At 66.3% G+C, this 15134-nt stretch carries 18 protein-coding genes and 2 tRNA genes; 9 read left to right on the top strand and 11 right to left on the bottom strand.

The genetic code is table 11. The features are described from left to right. Positions 1–63: 63 nt before the first annotated feature. Both D3218_RS19795 and D3218_RS13640 read right to left on the bottom strand, forming a co-directional pair. Positions 64–234, bottom strand: a complete 171-nt coding sequence (locus tag D3218_RS19795; protein ID WP_168990523.1) for a hypothetical protein — start codon at positions 232–234, stop codon at positions 64–66. A 51-nt stretch (positions 235–285) separates the two neighbouring features. Then, on the bottom strand, positions 286–771 hold the full coding sequence (locus D3218_RS13640) for a hypothetical protein (RefSeq protein ID WP_136625104.1): 486 nt from the start codon (positions 769–771) through the stop codon (positions 286–288). Positions 772–1018: 247 nt separating this feature from the next. Here D3218_RS13640 and D3218_RS13635 point away from each other — a divergent pair, with 247 nt between their 5' ends. Beyond that, the gene (locus D3218_RS13635) at positions 1019–1624 is read left to right on the top strand and encodes a DUF2293 domain-containing protein (RefSeq protein ID WP_245415043.1); all 606 of its coding nucleotides are present in this window, start codon (positions 1019–1021) and stop codon (positions 1622–1624) included. Between the two features lie 409 nt (positions 1625–2033). Here the strand turns inward: D3218_RS13635 and D3218_RS13630 are convergent, their stop codons facing one another. Further along, positions 2034–2600, bottom strand: coding sequence for a recombinase family protein (locus D3218_RS13630; protein ID WP_119540645.1), 567 nt, complete (start codon positions 2598–2600; stop codon positions 2034–2036). A gap of 119 nt (positions 2601–2719) precedes the next feature. Beyond that, positions 2720–3202 (bottom strand): MarR family winged helix-turn-helix transcriptional regulator, encoded by a 483-nt coding sequence (locus tag D3218_RS19550; RefSeq protein ID WP_136625103.1) that lies wholly within the window; start codon positions 3200–3202, stop codon positions 2720–2722. Positions 3203–3418: 216 nt separating this feature from the next. Between D3218_RS19550 and D3218_RS13625 the strand changes: the two genes are divergently transcribed. Continuing rightward, positions 3419–3796, top strand: coding sequence for a hypothetical protein (locus D3218_RS13625; RefSeq protein WP_119540644.1), 378 nt, complete (start codon positions 3419–3421; stop codon positions 3794–3796). A 233-nt stretch (positions 3797–4029) separates the two neighbouring features. On the opposite strand, the gene D3218_RS13620 is transcribed toward D3218_RS13625, so the two are convergent. Then, positions 4030–5634, bottom strand: a complete 1605-nt coding sequence (locus D3218_RS13620; RefSeq protein ID WP_168990522.1) for a site-specific integrase — start codon at positions 5632–5634, stop codon at positions 4030–4032. Between the two features lie 110 nt (positions 5635–5744). Beyond that, a tRNA-Leu gene (locus tag D3218_RS13615) sits at positions 5745–5829 on the bottom strand. 193 nt (positions 5830–6022) lie between these two features. Here D3218_RS13615 and D3218_RS13610 point away from each other — a divergent pair. After that, positions 6023–7024: a complex I NDUFA9 subunit family protein gene (locus tag D3218_RS13610; protein WP_119540869.1), complete on the top strand. Its 1002-nt coding sequence runs from the start codon at positions 6023–6025 to the stop codon at positions 7022–7024. Positions 7025–7188: 164 nt separating this feature from the next. Here the strand turns inward: D3218_RS13610 and D3218_RS13605 are convergent, their stop codons facing one another. Both D3218_RS13605 and D3218_RS13600 read right to left on the bottom strand, forming a co-directional pair. Next, a complete protein-coding gene (locus D3218_RS13605) occupies positions 7189–7527 on the bottom strand; it encodes a hypothetical protein (protein WP_119540642.1) in 339 nt (112 codons plus the stop codon). Between the two features lie 170 nt (positions 7528–7697). Then, complete coding sequence (locus tag D3218_RS13600) at positions 7698–8504, bottom strand: undecaprenyl-diphosphate phosphatase (RefSeq protein WP_119540641.1); 807 nt, start codon at positions 8502–8504, stop codon at positions 7698–7700. A gap of 295 nt (positions 8505–8799) precedes the next feature. On the opposite strand from D3218_RS13600, the gene D3218_RS13595 reads away from it, so the two are divergent. From D3218_RS13595 to D3218_RS13570, 6 genes are all read left to right on the top strand, one after another. Then, positions 8800–9492, top strand: coding sequence for a glutathione S-transferase family protein (locus D3218_RS13595; RefSeq protein WP_119540640.1), 693 nt, complete (start codon positions 8800–8802; stop codon positions 9490–9492). Positions 9493–9557: 65 nt separating this feature from the next. Then, positions 9558–10712, top strand: coding sequence for a tRNA epoxyqueuosine(34) reductase QueG (queG, locus tag D3218_RS13590; protein WP_119540639.1), 1155 nt, complete (start codon positions 9558–9560; stop codon positions 10710–10712). Next, a complete protein-coding gene (locus D3218_RS13585) occupies positions 10696–10941 on the top strand; it encodes a hypothetical protein (RefSeq protein WP_119540638.1) in 246 nt (81 codons plus the stop codon). The genes queG and D3218_RS13585 overlap by 17 nt, the downstream gene beginning before the upstream one ends. Next, entirely contained in the window at positions 10938–11801 is an 864-nt protein-coding gene (locus D3218_RS13580) for an SDR family oxidoreductase (protein ID WP_119540637.1), read from the top strand. The genes D3218_RS13585 and D3218_RS13580 overlap by 4 nt, the downstream gene beginning before the upstream one ends. Positions 11802–12025: 224 nt before the next feature. Then, the gene (locus D3218_RS13575; protein WP_119540636.1) at positions 12026–12379 is read left to right on the top strand and encodes a septal ring lytic transglycosylase RlpA family protein; all 354 of its coding nucleotides are present in this window, start codon (positions 12026–12028) and stop codon (positions 12377–12379) included. A gap of 158 nt (positions 12380–12537) precedes the next feature. Beyond that, positions 12538–12614 (top strand) — tRNA-Arg (locus tag D3218_RS13570). Between the two features lie 160 nt (positions 12615–12774). Here the strand turns inward: D3218_RS13570 and D3218_RS13565 are convergent. The 3 genes from D3218_RS13565 to D3218_RS13555 form a co-directional block, all read right to left on the bottom strand. Further along, positions 12775–13500 (bottom strand): RES family NAD+ phosphorylase, encoded by a 726-nt coding sequence (locus tag D3218_RS13565; RefSeq protein WP_210209685.1) that lies wholly within the window; start codon positions 13498–13500, stop codon positions 12775–12777. Then, positions 13494–13907 carry an MbcA/ParS/Xre antitoxin family protein gene (locus D3218_RS13560; protein ID WP_342635116.1) on the bottom strand — a complete coding sequence of 138 codons (414 nt, stop codon included), beginning with the start codon at positions 13905–13907 and terminating at the stop codon, positions 13494–13496. The genes D3218_RS13565 and D3218_RS13560 overlap by 7 nt, the downstream gene beginning before the upstream one ends. Before the next feature lie 174 nt (positions 13908–14081). Continuing rightward, positions 14082–14864 (bottom strand): DUF3732 domain-containing protein, encoded by a 783-nt coding sequence (locus D3218_RS13555; RefSeq protein ID WP_245415042.1) that lies wholly within the window; start codon positions 14862–14864, stop codon positions 14082–14084. Positions 14865–15134 lie beyond the last annotated feature (270 nt).

Genomic DNA, 15134 nt, shown 5'->3' with positions numbered 1-15134 from the left:
AAACCGGGCCGTCGCCTTTTCACCCAAGGGGGCCGATAGCCTCTCGACCACCGGCCCCTTCAATCACTTGGACTTGAAGTCCTCGTAGTCCTGTTGGGACCATGCCCACCGGGGCTTGCCGATCTTGAGCGGGCCGAGGCGGAACATGGGCTCGTTGCGCTCCGCGTTCTCCTTCACGACCTTTGCCACAGCATCCTCGCGGTCCTTGACGCGCATGCCTTCGAGGTCGCCCATGGTGAGGACGCTTTGGTCCCCCTGGAGGACCGGGAGGCCGGTCGACTTGGATCAAAGCCACAGTAGTGGATAGCCCGCCAGATCCAGAGGTAGGGCGGTAGGTTGCGGCACAATCGGGCGCTTCTCCTCCGCCTCCATGAAGTTGAGAATAGTTGCCTCCCAAGCCTGCGCCCCGGTCATCCGCTCAGAGAGGATCAGGTTGCTGAGCTGCAAGTTCAGCCGGTCACCGTCACGGTGTCGCACCACGACTCCACGAACAGCGGGCGGGAGAATGAGGCGGGAGATCATGGCCGTGTTGCCGAACCCAAGGCGTGGGGGAACATGGGCGCGGACGTAGGAATGATTGGTACCGTTGTGGTTGAAGCTCCAGTTCGGCGTCACACCCATTAACATCAGCCGTTCGAACGACGCACGGTCTACCTTAGCCGTTCGATTTCTGGTCAAGCTGACCAACACGATTGGTTTGCCGCTTTCGTCATTCGTCGCGAAGAGACGGCGGCGCGCTGCTGGAAAGAGGTGATTGAGGTTTTCTTGCATGGTGGGTTTCCAAGAATGGGTAGCCGAAGGCTCTCGCGCAGGAGAGCGGGCGGGCCGTTGACGGGTCGATTTGGGAGGGGAGCCGGCACTTATTGGCGCGCGCGTCTCTGGAAGGTCCGGGTAATCAGGTGGGGGTGCCTAAAGGCTCTCATGATCCGACCTAAGACGCCGCTCGTTATCGACGACCAGCGCCTTGATGGCCTGGGGAAGCCGTACGGTGTCTCTGGAAGGGTCGGGTAATCGTCCGTTGAGCGCGAACCGCAGCCCACCTGAACGGCTTTTGCTCTCAGCTGACGACCAAGCCGCCTTCCTCGATCAGCTCGGCATCTACCTTGCCGCGCTGTACCCACGGTGCCCCGAAGCGTGGCGCTGGCGGCTTGTTGAGCGGGCGCGCAAGCGAGGGCACTACGGACGACTCGGGGAGATTGCGGGCATCCTCGTAGACACGTCGGTCAGGCACGAGGCGACGGACTACGACCGCCTGTTCAAGGTCAACGGAAGGGGAGGCGGACTAACGAGGGAGGAGGCCCGTATGGTAGTCGCTGCCGAGGTGCAGGACACCGTTGAGGCGTGGCGTCTCGGGTCGGTCGAGACTGATGCCAGCTATGCCGAGATGCTGCGCGACATCCGCAGACGGCGCCAGAAGAAGGGGCGCCGGAGGAACAATTTCGGCGTGATCGGCCATGAGAGCGCGGCGATAGCGGACCACCTGCGCGAATGGCTAGCGCGTCCCTCAGGCGGCGGTTCTGCGGGAACGGTTGAGGACCCAACGGAAGGCGTGAACGTCGACACAGAGGCTCCAGCAGCCTGCGTAGAGCGTCATGCCCCCGCGATGGGGCAGGTAGTCGATTAGTCGTCCTAGACGCGCCTGAGTGGGCTCGGCGTTAGAGAGGTAAAAGTCGAACAGGAAGGGGATGTTGCGGGAGTGAACAGTCATTTGAAGTGGTCCGTCGCTCGTCAGCTCTATGATCGCCGATTGATTGGTCGAGGAAATTGTCGCCGACACTCTATCGTTGAAGCAAGGCGGTCGTGGACATTTGCCTTAAGTGTGCTTGTGAAAGCTCAGCGGGTCCGAGTATATCCCGCCCCCGGGTGGAATACGTAGTAACCGATGCTTCAAGACATCCGTTGATGCCAAGGGTAGATCGCCCGGCGGTGCTGAACGTCTATCTCAAGGCGGCGACCAAAAAGGATCGATACGCCCCACCACACGCGCGCTGGTCGAAGAAAGCGCCCGCACCGAGCGCAGTCACACCCAAAATTTATTCAGCAGCGACCGGCGCCACGACCTTCTGCACTGTGGCCTTCGACAGGCCGATCTCGGCGGCAATCTTGCGGATGCTCAGACCATCGTTCTTGAGACGGTGAATGGTGGCCCGTACGTCGTCCGTGACGAGCTTCGGACGGCCTCCCATGCGTCCCTCTTCCTTCGCCTTCGCGATGCCCTCCATCTGCCTCTCTCGGCGGATCTCGGTTTCGAACTCGGCGATGAGGGCAAGGATGCCCATGACGAGCTTGCCCGTGCGCGTGGACGTGTCGACGGCGCTATCGTCCAGCACCTTGAATGCCACTCCCTTCTCCGCAAGCTTGGTCACGATGGCGTAGAGGTCTGCAGTGGAGCGGGCGAGACGGTCGAGCTTGGTCACGAGGAGGATGTCCCCCTCGCGCACGTAGTCGAGGCAACGGGCCAACTCGGGGCGGTCCTTATCGAGGCCCGAACGCTTCTCCTCAAAGACCTTAGTGGCCCCTGCCGCCTTCAACCGGTCGACCTGTGTCTGGTAGTTCTGCTGGCCGGTCGAGACACGAGCGTAGGCAACGATGGCGTTCATAGCGGACCCTTTGGTCTAAGACTTCAGTGTCTCGTCAATTAGTGGACGCAAAGGGTCCAGTCAATCGCCTTGTGCTGCAAACGTATACCTTTGTGTCCATCAGCCACGCGTTGGGACGGCTAGCGCGCCCACGGGCTGCGGGTCTTCGTTGGAGCGACGGATGGCGCGCTCACGGGCTGAACTGGCGCTGGCGGGGCTGCTGGTGCGTCCTGTGGGGCGCTTCGCCCTTCCAACGTTCCGAGCATTGTGGTCACCACCAGTCGACCACGGTCTGTCAGGAACAGGCAGGTAGCGCGATGGTCCTCGGGGCTTCGGCGAGCCTCAATCAGGCCAAGCCCTGCGGTCGCCTTCGATCCGGTGCGGGACAGCGACAGCACGTTCCTAGAGACGGACGACTGCTCCAAGCCGACCAGCTTGCCAACCTTGGCGGGCGCGATGCCAGGATGGGCGGCAACCGTCAGGAGGACGTGAAGCTGCTGGATCGGCATCTCGCGGCTGACGGTGCGCAGCTGCTGAATGGCTGTGGTCAGGCGCACCAGCATCGGACGGCGCTTGAGCTGAGGGACCGCGTGCGAAGCGGTGCCTTGCGGTTCTGTGGTCATGATTATCTCCGGGGGAAGCCCCGGTTGTAGATCGGACCAGCGGCCCCGCCAGTCCCCGGTCGCCTCTGAAAGGCCCCGGATGGGTGCCTACGCGGCCAGGTAGGGGGTACCCGGGGGGAAGTCCGCACGGCCTTATTCATCGAGTGCCGCTCAGATTTTTCTGGAAAATATAACGACCCTTCCCCATCGTCATGAAGAGGACGAGCGGAGCGGACCATGCGTTACTGGGAAGGATACCAGCAGGAGCCCGAGGACGAGCCCTATACGTACTACCGGAAGGGGCAGTGGGCGGTCACGAACGGCGGCATGGAGGGCACTCCAACGCCTAAGCTTGACCCCTCAGGGGAGCAAGAGGGTATCTATCAGATCGACGCTTCGGTGATCGGACCTCAGTGGCTGGACCATGTGGTGGTCAAGCATTGGGTCGATCTGGAGGAGTTCATCGAGGCTCTCAGGATGGCCATCAAGATCCATCGAAAGGACGTTCCTTCTGAGGAGCTTGAGAAGGCCATCGCGGCTGCTCGAGCGAGGCGCCAGGATCACGCGAGCATCTTCCCGCCAGAACCACCCCCGAGGGACTTCGGGGTGTTGTAGCGAAGCGTTCCGGAGCATCCTACGGGGATGAGTAGGGGACACCTATAGGTTTCCTATATGGTCTAGAGGGTCTTATGATCTTGGGGATGAGGGTCTCATCATGATCATCATCCCCATTAGGGAAAGAGGGAGAGTGTCTCATCATCAGGGTCTTCCTGATCCTCTCCTCTCCTCCGCCTAATACTCTGGTCTATCCCGTAAGGGTCGGCTAATCGACACCGTTAAAGGGTCGGCTATTCGGTCCGGTTCTCAGCGTCATCGGTCAGGGCAAACGCTGGCAGCTTGGCCACGGCATCGTGAAGGCGTTTCATGACGATGCGCCCCACATAGCGGTTGTCCTGCCCCTCTAGGGTATGACCCATCAAACGCTTCCTCAGAGTGTCGGGGACGTCGAGGTTGACCAGCTCGGTCGAAAATCGGTGCCGCCACCCATGGTTTGGGCTTACCTCGCCGGACTTAACTGCCGGGAGATCCAGCCCTCGCACCCAGTCGGCCAGCCTATTTACGGCGACGGATTTGCGCGAGCGCTTGCCGTCCTCGGCCTCGTCCTCACGCTCCTCGTAGAATAGTCGGGAGGCTTTGGAGGAAGTAGCCCAGGTGACGAACCCCTTCTCGATCAGGTGGGGATGCACGGGGACCAGCCGAGCTGATGCCTTGTTCTTGATGCGCCCCGCAGACGCGGTGATGTCTAGGACCCAGATTCCGCTCTCCTCGTCCTTGCGGACGTCCTGAGGACGCAACTGCATGACCTCCCCCGCCCGCGCGCCCGAGTAGGCAAGGAGCCATGGCACCCAGCGGCGGACTGCCGTACGCGCGCCCTCGGCCTTCCTGAGGATGGTCTGAGCCTCGGAGAGGGTAAACCCACGCTTCTCGCTCTCGTCATCCCTACGGATGATCTTGGGGGTTTCGAAAGCGGGGTTGGAAGGCAGGTAGAGCTTGCCCCGTGCCCATCGGAACAGGGCTTTTGCCGAAGCGAGATAGGTCTCGTTGATCGTCTTGGCGCTGAGCCCGCGCGCCACCAGTTCGTCCGTCCAGCCAATCAGGTGGTCCGGCGTGATGGAGGTGAGGGCAGTCGTCTGCGCATGATCGGTCAGGCTGCTGAGGCTGCGCGTCCACTCCGAGACCGTCTTCGGCGCATACCCTCGCTCCTTGGCCATCTGGCTGAACGCAGCCAGGACTGTGCGCTGTTCGCCCTTCTGCTGTCTCGGGGGCGCCAGGGCAGGCACAGGCGGGGTCCAAGCGGGGAAGCGAGCAGCGTCCGGGTCGGGGCGGTAGTCGCCGTCAGCGTTACGCTGGAGCATGGCAGCGGCCTGCGTGAGAGCCTTCCCTGCTTCCATCAGGAATCGCTGACGCCCGTCCCCTTCCAGGCTGATCGCGCGCTCGGCTAGAAACGGATCGGGACGGATCAGCCGCTCCAGCTGTTCCCAGTTCTCCCGGGTGTCTTCCCGCACCAGATCGAGCTGCGCGTCGACGATACTCTCGCGCATCGCCTCCCAGTTCTCGGCCTTGCCTGGGTCGGTACTCCAGTCCGCCACGAGGGCGCGGTACCAGTCACCTGCCAGCGCCACAGTCTCCTGATGGGTCAGCGTACGGGGGCCCTCGCGAACCGACCGCCAGACGCCCTCCAGATACCCGAGGACTGCCGCCTGCCGCAGCTTCGCCTCGGCAGCGTCTCGCGTTCGTAGTGATAGCCGAACGTCCTGTGCCTTCGCTGAGAGGGCGAGCGTGACCGTCTCACTCCCGACCGGAATGACGAGCGTCCGGCCTCTGGCCTTCGCTATGACGTCGGAGGGAATGCGCTGGACGAACTGGTGGTAGGAGGTGCTTGAACGCTTCATCGGACGGGGCATTGCGAGGGGCACTGTTGAACAGTCCTGTTGAACAGGCTGCCGACCCTAACCCTCTGATGTCGCGTAAGACTTTGGCTTCCCGAACGAATTCGGGGAATTGGTGCCCAGGAAAGGACTCGAACCTTCACGCCTCGCGGCACACGGACCTGAACCGTGCGCGTCTACCAATTCCGCCACCTGGGCACTGGCGAGGTCATTAGATTTCCGAGGCGCCCGTGTCAATCGGGCGGGCGAGAAAATGCGTGCGGTGCGGCGGGGGTCGGCGGGCGAGGGGCGAGGCGCGGGCTTTTCGGCCGTGCGGAATGCCGCTAAAGCGGGGGAACGACGGATGACGCGGGCGCGCGCCAGGGCGCGCGGTCCGGACGAGGATGGCGAGATGAAGGTCGATACCAGGAAGCAGGTCACGGTGTTCGGCGGGTCGGGGTTCCTCGGCCGCTACGTGGTGCACGCCCTCGCCCAGCGCGGCCACCGCATCCGCGTCGCCTGCCGCCGGCCGGATCTCGCCTATCATCTGCAGATCGCCGGCCGGCTCGGACAGATCCAGGCGATCCAGGCCAATCTGCGCCATCCCTGGTCGGTGGGGCGGGCGCTGGAAGGCTCGGACCATGCGGTGAACCTCGTCGGCATCCTGAGCGAGTCCGGCGCGCAGACCTTCTCCGCCCTCCAGACGGAGGGGGCCGGCCACGTCGCCGAGGCCGCTGCCAAGGCCGGCATCGGCCTCGTGCACGTGTCGGCGATCGGCGCCGACCCGAACTCCCCCTCGCTCTATGCCCGCTCCAAGGCGGAAGGCGAGGCGCGCGTCCTGTCGGCCGTGCCGGGCGCCGTGATCCTGCGCCCCTCCCTGGTGTTCGGTGCCGAGGACCAGTTCTTCAACCGCTTCGCCGACATGGCGCGCCTGTCGCCCGTCCTGCCGCTGATCGGCGGCGGGCAGACGCGGTTCCAGCCGGTCTTCGTCAACGACGTGGCCCGGGCCGTGGCGGGCGCCGTCGACGGCGAGGTGGCCGGCGGGCGCATCTACGAGCTCGGCGGGCCCGAGGCGATGAGCTTCCGCGCCCTGATGGAGGAGATGCTGCGGGTGATCGAACGGCGCCGCCGCTTCGTATCCATTCCGGTCGGCCTCGCCGCATCGCTGGCCGGCTGGCTCAAGGCCCTTCCCGGCGCGCCGCTGACGCCCGACCAGGTGGTCCAGCTCCAGATCGACAACGTCGTCTCGGACGCCGCCAAGGCGGAGGGGCGCACCTTCGAGGCCTTCGGCATCGCCCCGCGCACGCTGGACGCCGTGCTGCCGACCTATCTGGTGCGCTTCCGCCCTCAGGGGCAGTTTACCAAGCCGCAGCCGCACGACGACCGGCCGGCGGAGGACGAGAGCATCGCCTGACCTCGGGCGCATCAGGCGCCGGGCATCGGCGCCGGACCTTCACGCCTGCGCAGAGAACACTCGACCCGCCCGGTCACGATGATCGGCAATCCGCCGGACGGCACCGGGCCGTCCGCCGGACCGCAGCGGACGACAGCCTCGCCGTCGCGGCGCGGTCCATCGCCTCACTTGGTCGACAGGCTGCGCGATTCGCTCTGCGTCGAACTGGCGTTGCCCGATCGGGTCGCGCCGGTGATGGAGAACGATCGGCCGTTGACCACGGTGGTGGGCGTGTCGTTGACCACCGTGTTGGAACCGCCGGTGTTGGTCTGCGTGCGGTTGACGCCGACGGCCACGGAATTGTTCGGCGTGTTGCCGGTCGCCACGGCCTGATTCACCGAACGGCTGATCGCGTCGGCGAGGCTGGTGCGCGACGTTTGGGCGGAGGCGTCCACGGCCACGAGGCATGCGGTCGTCGCCATGAGGGTCGTCAGGATCGCGGCTTGTCGAACGGGTCGGCGCATCGGGCAGCTCCATCGTGAGGAATCGGGGCGACATCGCCCACGCCCTCAATGCCCTAACACAACTTTAAGTTGCATACACGCGAGTTTACCTCCAGCCTGCCGCGCGCGCAGCTGAAGCCCGCCCTTCGGCAGCGGCGCCCTGCCGCGCGTCACGGGAACCGCCGCCGGCCTCAGCGATAGGCGAGAAGCACGCCGATGCCGATCGCGCCCACCATGATGCGCCACCACGCGAAGGGAGCGAAGCCGTATCGCGACACGAAGCCGAGAAGCGAGCGCACCACCACCAACGCCGACAGGAAGGCCATCACGAAACCGACGCCGATCACCGTCGCGTCGTCCGCCGACAGGAGCGCCCAGTTCTTGTAGAGGTCGTAGGCGAAGGCGCCCGCCATGGTCGGCATGGCCAGGAAGAACGAGAATTCGGCCGCCGAACGCTTGTCGGTGCCCAGGAGCAGCGCCCCCGCGATGGTCGCGCCCGAGCGCGAGGTGCCGGGGATCATCGCCAGGCATTGGATCACGCCGATCTTGAAGCAGAGCGACAGCGGATAGTCCTGGATGTCGTGGTAGCGCGGGGTGAGTGCCATGCGGTCGATCGCGAGCAGGATGAGCCCACCGACCAGAAGCGCCACGCAGATCACCATCGGGGTCTCGAACAGGACGCCCTTGATGAAGTCGTGCGCCAGCGCCCCGATCACGGCGGCCGGCAGGAAGGCGAGGAGGATGCCGCCGACGAAGCGCCGGCTCCTCGCGTCGGACGGCAGGGTCACCAGGAGATGCCACAGCTTGCCGAAATACACCGACAGGACGGCGAGCACCGCGCCGAGCTGGATCAGCACCTCGAACGTGTTGCCGGTGGAGTGGAAGCCGAGAAGCTGACCGGCCAGGATCAGATGCCCGGTGGACGAGACCGGAATGAACTCGGTCAGGCCTTCGACCAGGCCGAGGATGAAGGCATCGAAGAGTTGCAGATGGTCCATCGGGGATCCCGCGTGTTGGCGTGTCGACCGGGGAATGCAGCGGCGGCCCGCACGGGGTCAAGGTCTTTGCCGCACCGCAAGATGGACCGCCAGGCTTTCGCCGAACCGACCCGCCGCCTCCCGACCGCCCCGGCGGCGCTTGCTGTCCGGCGCCCGCGGCTTATGTGGCGCATGGATCGGACGGCGTGGCCCCCCGCGCATTCACGATCCGCCAACCATCTGGCCTTAAGGTCGCCGCAATCCTTGTCGCACCGGACGTGCGGTCCATCGTCGAGAGTGCAAGTTTTCTCCCTCCATGCTCATCCTACACCACCATCCCATGTCCGCCGCCTCCCGTTTCGTGCGGCTGGTTCTCGGGGAGTACGGCGAGCGGGCCGAACTGGTGGAGGAGCGCCCTTGGGAGCGTCGCCCCGAGTTCCTGGCGCTGAACCCGGCGGCCACGCTGCCGATCCTGACCGAGGACCGGAGCGTCTCGATCGTCGGCGGCACGGTGGTGGCCGAATATCTCGACGAGACCCGCGGCGCCTTCCAGCGCGAACGGCGCCTCCTGGCGGAGAAGCCCGCCGAGCGGGCCGAGATCCGGCGCCTGGTGGAATGGTTCCTCGGCAAGATGGACGCCGAAGTGACGCGCTATCTCGTGCGCGAGCGCGTCTTCAAGCGTGAGATGCGCTCCAACGAAGGCGGCGGGGCGCCCGACGCCTCGGCCATCCGGGCCGCCCGGACCAACCTGAAGAATCACATGCGCTACATCGGCTGGCTGGCCGAAAGCCGGAACTGGCTGTCCGGCCCCCGCCTGTCCTATGCGGACTTCGCCGGCGCGGCGGCCGTCTCCATCCTCGACTATCTCGGCGAGGTCGCCTGGGAGGAGGAGCCCGCCGCCAAGGAATGGTACATGCGGATCAAGTCGCGCCCCTCGTTCCGGCCCTTCCTGGCCGAGCGGGTGCGCGGCGTGCCGCCGGCGGCGCACTACGCCGAGCTCGACTTCTGAGCCGACGGGCGCGTCGCGCCCGGCCGGCGGTCGATCGGCATCGCGGGGTCTGCTAAGGAGCGCCCATGGCCGACACCCTGCCCTCCGCCGCCCTGCGCCGGTTCCTCGAGGCCGATGCGCGCCGTCTCGGCTTCGAGGCGGTGGGTGTCGCGCGGGCGGCGCAGGACGCGCTGGCGGGCGAACGCCTCGACGCTTTCGTCGCCGCCGGGCACCACGGCACCATGGACTGGCTGCCGGAGACGGTCGAGCGCCGGCGCTCGGTCACCGCCCTCTGGCCCGCGGCGCGCTCGGTGATCGTCCTCGGCCTGAACTACGGCCCGGACGAAGATCCCCTCGCCATCCTTCGGCGCGCCGACCGCGGCGCGATCTCGGTCTATGCCCGGCACCGGGACTACCATGACGTCGTCAAGGGCAAGCTGAAGGAACTGGCCGGCCGGCTCGTCGCGCGCGCAGGGCCGGGCGCCGACGGGCGTGCGCACGACGCCAAGGTCTTCGTCGACACCGCGCCCCTGATGGAGAAGCCGCTCGGGCAGGCCGCGGGGCTCGGATGGCAGGGCAAGCACACCAATCTCGTGAGCCGCCACTTCGGCTCCTGGCTGTTTCTCGGCTCGGTGGTGACCACGATCGCGCTGGAGCCCGACCGGGCGGGCGCCGACCTCTGCGGCTCCTGCCGCGCCTGCCAGGACGCCTGCCCCACCGGCGCCTTTCCCGCACCCTACCGGATCGACGCGCGCCGCTGCATCTCCTACCTCACCATCGAGACCCGCGCGCCGGTGCCCCGGTCGCTTCGCCCCTCGATGGGCAACCGCATCTACGGCTGCGACGACTGCCTCGCGGTGTGCCCTTGGAACAAGTTCGCCGCCACCGCCCGCGAGGCCAAGCTGCGCGCGCGCGACGATCTTCGCGCGCCCCGGCTCGCCGACCTCCTGGCGCTCGACGACGCGGCCTTCCGCCGCCTGTTCTCCGGCTCGCCCGTGAAGCGGATCGGGCGCGACAAGTTCGTGTCGAACTGCCTGATCGCGGCAGGCAATTCGGGTGATCCGGCGCTTCTCGACCCCGTTCGCCGACGGCTCGCCGACGCGGCGTCCGCCGTGCGCGCCATGGCGGTCTGGGCGTTGGCGACCCTGGCGCGCGACGAAGCCCTGGCGATGCGGCCCGCCGCCGTCCATAACGAGGCCGACCACGACGTCAGGAGCGAATGGCATGCGATCGACGCCTGAAGCGGGACCGGAACCCGGAACGGCGCAGCGGCGGCACACCGTCGTCGCCTCGGCGCGCGGCGCTTCCGCGCTCGGTGCCCTGGCGATCGGGGCCTTCGCCCTCGGCGCGATCGCGGTCGGCACGGTGTGGATCGGAACGCTCGCCGTCGGCCGGGCGCGCGTGCGGCGGCTGCGGATCGACGAGCTCGAGATCGGAAGCCTTCGCCTGCGCGGCCGGGACGAGACATGACGCCGCCGCGCGTCTTCGTCTTCGGGTGCGGCTATTCCGCCGCCGCCTACCTGCACCGACTCGAGACCGACGCCATCGCCGGCGTGACGACCCGCTCGCCCAAGAAGGCGGCCGGCCTCGCGGCTCTCGGCTGGCGCCCGCACCTCTTCGACGGCACCCGGCCGGGCGACGGAATCGCCCAAGCCCTGCGCGACACGACGCATCTCCTTCTCTCGATCGCGCCGGGCGAAGGCGGCGACCCGGTGCTGCGCCACCACGAGGACACCCTCCTGCGCGAGGCGCCGGCGCTCCGATGGATCGGATACCTGTCCACCGTCGGCGTCTACGGCGACCATGGCGGCGCCTGGGTGGACGAGGACACGCCCCCCGCCCCGGTGTCGAAGCGCTCGCGCGAGCGCCTGGACACCGAGCGCGCCTGGACGGCGTTCTCCGAGCGACGCGCGGTGCCGCTCGCCATCCTGCGGCTGTCCGGCATCTACGGACCGGGGCGCAGCCCGTTCGACAAGCTCGCCGCGGGCACGGCCCGTCGCCTGGTGAAACCGGGACAGGTCTTCAACCGCATCCATGTGGACGACATCGCCGGGGCCCTCGCCCACCTGTCGGCCGGCGGGATCGGCGGCGTCTTCAACGTCACGGACGACGAGCCGGCACCGCCGCAGGACGTGGTGGCCCACGCCGCCGCGCTCGGCGGCCATCCGCTGCCGCCGGAGATCGACTTCGCGACCGCGGATCTGACGCCGATGGCACGTTCGTTCTACGGCGAGAACAAACGCGTTGCCAACAGACGGCTCGAACGGGCCGGCTACAGGATGATTTTTCCGACATTTCGTGAAGGTCTCGCCGCCCTGAAACCACTATGACGCAGCGGATTCATCACGATAAGCCGGCTTAACGATACATGGCGTTACTGTTCGTGATGGAACCGCCACGTTTTGGCCGTTTCTGGCCCGCACCCCTCCGGCGTCGAACGGCGGGGGCCACGAGGGGATTTCATCAACGAAATCAGAATGCTCGGTCCGTGTCCGTATGAAACGGTAGAGGGACCGGACGGTTGATCTCAAAAGTCGTGACGGCAGCCGCCCTGATGGGCGCTGCAATGCTGGCCTCGCTTCCCGCGCAGGCGGCCGGCGCCAAGACCACCTGCGGCGGCGCCTCCTGGTACGCCCTCACCTCGCGCACCGCGTCCGGCGAGCGCATGAACCCGATGGCGATGACCGCCGCGCACAAGACGCTGCCCCTCGGCAGCAAGGTCAAGGTCACGAACCTGAGCAACCGTCGCTCCGTGGTGGTGCGGATCAACGACCGGGGTCCCTTCGTCAAGGGACGCATGATCGATCTCTCCAAGGGCGCGGCGCAGCGGCTCGGCTTCATCTCCGCCGGCCACACGCGCGTCCAGATCGAGCCGGCGGACGGCTCGGGCACCCGCGACTGCGCCTGACCTGCGAAGGGCCGCCGGTCCGTCGCAGGTGCCGGACGATCCCCGCGACGTCGGCTCGCGCAGCCCCGACGCCCTCGCCTTGCCACCCTCGCCGCGTTCCTGTAGGAGAACCTCAGGACGCAGCGGGCACCCGCGGCGCCCGCCGCTCACCGCGGCACGCACCCGTAGCTCAGCTGGATAGAGTGCTGCCCTCCGAAGGCAGAGGTCACAGGTTCGAATCCTGTCGGGTGCGCCAAAAATATTCGGTAAGATCAGATGGTTAGGCGGTCGGATAATGGAGCGGATGGCCCGCTTCTGAACTACTGCAACCACACTGCAACCAGTTGAACTGGAAACACGGCGTTCGCCAGCGCAGTCGGGAGCGCTCCCGCATATCCCTCTGGTCGCCACGCCGCTCATGCTTCGGCCTCGATGCGGTAGACGGCGCCGCTGCCGACGTCGCGGTAGAGATCGACCCGCGCACCGTCCCAGTGGTAATCGAGGTGACGCCCCTGGATCGGGTTTGCCCCCAAGTCGGGGTAGAAAAGCGCGACGCACTCGCCGTCCGGCTGTCGGCAGCTTGGATAGGCGATGCCGTCCGAGCCGGCCGCGCGCAGGTCGGCTGCCAGCGCCTGGCTTTCAATGTAGCTGTCCGGCATCAGCGCTTCGCCGAAGCGAGCCGGATCGCCGCGCAGATCGTGTGCTCGCAAGTTCACGTTCAGGACGATTTCGCGAAACTGCGATGTCCAACCCTCCGACTCGGCCGTGCGGGCCATGAAGCGCTCGTGGTGATGGATTGTCTCGGCGAGCGCCGTCTCGAAGCGCTCCGCTGCGTAGAGCACTCCGTAACCGCCGTGGGTGAAGCGGCTTGGACGGTCGGGGCTGACGTGCGTGAACGGCGCCATCAGGTAGCTCGTGCCAGGACCTCCGATGCGGCGCGCGGCTGGAACGAGGTCGAGGTTGCCGATCGTCTCCATCAGCCGTGGGTTCGTCTTCTGCTCGGCTGATATTAGCAGCGGCCAGTCCTCTGGGTCGGCGATGTCTTCGAACAGATCGATCGGCGGGTAGAGGCTGCGGATGATCCGGCGGGCTCCGTTCCATTCGACGGGCGTGACGGGAACCGCTCCACGGTCGATCACCAGCCGCCGCGCTCGGCGTCGAGCAGGCGCCGCACGCGCATGAGATCGGTCAGCTCGCCGCCCAGCATAACGTCGAGCGCCGAGCGACCGCCGAAGCTGTCGTTCGCTGCCCTGATCCAGCGATAGCCACGCTCAGCCTCACGGAAGATGATCCGGAGCGCCTTGTGAATGCCCATCAGGTTGGAGAGCCTCGCTCGCGTATCGCGGTCGATGCGTCCCTGCTCCCCCGCCTTCCAGCGGGCGTAGGTGCGGATCGGCAGGTCGAGCAACGTTGCTGCCTGATCGTCGGTCAGCTCCCAACGCCTGAGCAAGTTGACGGTGGCGCGGAACATGGCGGCGGCCTCCTCGGCGCTGATGGGCTCCGACGCGAAGGCTCGCGGCTGGGTATCGAGCAGGACGGCAACAGTCACTTTCCAAACTCCTTCTTGGCATCAATATAAGCTTTGAATGCCATTTGGCAAGATCCTGCATAGTTCCGTACGTCCGGGCCCCTGTTAGTTTTCGCTGCGGATCTCCCGCACCGCCAGGAGGACATTTTGCCGATCAGCTCGACCAAGGGGCTACCACCCTTGTGCCAACTTGCGTCACTCGTCGTCCCGTGTCGGCCAGTCGAGCGGGATCAGCGCTTGGCCCGATGCCCGCGTCCATCTCTCCCGGGTCGCGCCGACATAGCGGGGATCGTCCGCGAAGTAGGCGTGCTCGATGAGTAGGACCTGCAATCCATTTCTGCGGGCCGTCTCGGCAAACAGGAAGTCGATGTGCTGACGCATGGCTTGTACGTCCTCGTCCTCCTCGCGCCCTGAGATCTCCGTCTCGTCCTCATCTTCGCCGCTCTGCGGGAAGTAGGGGCGGCTGATCTGGTCGAGGATGAGCACGCCCGGCACTGGCGCATTCACAACCTCGAAAAAGCGCTGAAGGGCGAAGGACAGCGCGATATGAATGGCTAAGTAGTTCTGGTCCGAGCCGACGTCGGGCAGGCGAAGTACGGCTCCGCTTCCCGCCTCGATCACCGTGATCTCAGGCTGCCGAGACGAGAAGTCGAGCTCCGACCCGACGCAGGGCGCGACCGTCGGCAGGACCGCGAACGCCTCCGATGCGAACTGCGAGATCTTCGCCTCCGCCCGCTTCAATTTAATGTCCCTGGCTTCTCGATCGACGCGGGCCTCAAGCTCGGCAATTTCGGTCCGAAGCACGCCGAGGTCGCGCGTTACCTGTCGCGGCTCGTCCACGCTCGCCTCCAGGAAGAAGGAGATCCGGCCCAGGAGGTGAGCCCGAAGCTGCCCTAAGTCGGCCAAGCGGCGGGTCTCCTCGCTCTGCCGTAACCAGGACTGGATCTGATCACCCACCCGGCGCAGCTCGCCGTTCACCCGTGCGACGTCGTCCTCGAGCGCCCGGTCATACTCGACTAGACGGGGCTTGACGCGTTCGACCGCGACGCTCTCGGCGCGAACCTTGGTCAGTGTCGCTTGCAGAGCCGCCGCAGTCTCCCGCCCCCGCTCGGACGGCGCTTTGAACCGCCCCGGGTTTGCCGGAGGCTGATTGGTTTGAGTCCTACGCGGCGATCGGAAATGCCTCAAGCTGGGCGTAGTATGCGGCCTCGGCTTCGGCTGGCGGGATGTTTCCGATGGGCTCGAGCA

The sequence above is a fragment of the Aureimonas flava genome (assembly GCF_003583935.1).
GTDB lineage: Bacteria > Pseudomonadota > Alphaproteobacteria > Rhizobiales > Rhizobiaceae > Aureimonas > Aureimonas flava.
Note: the sequence above shows the minus strand (reverse complement) of the source record. Positions and strands in the feature narration are given on the sequence as shown.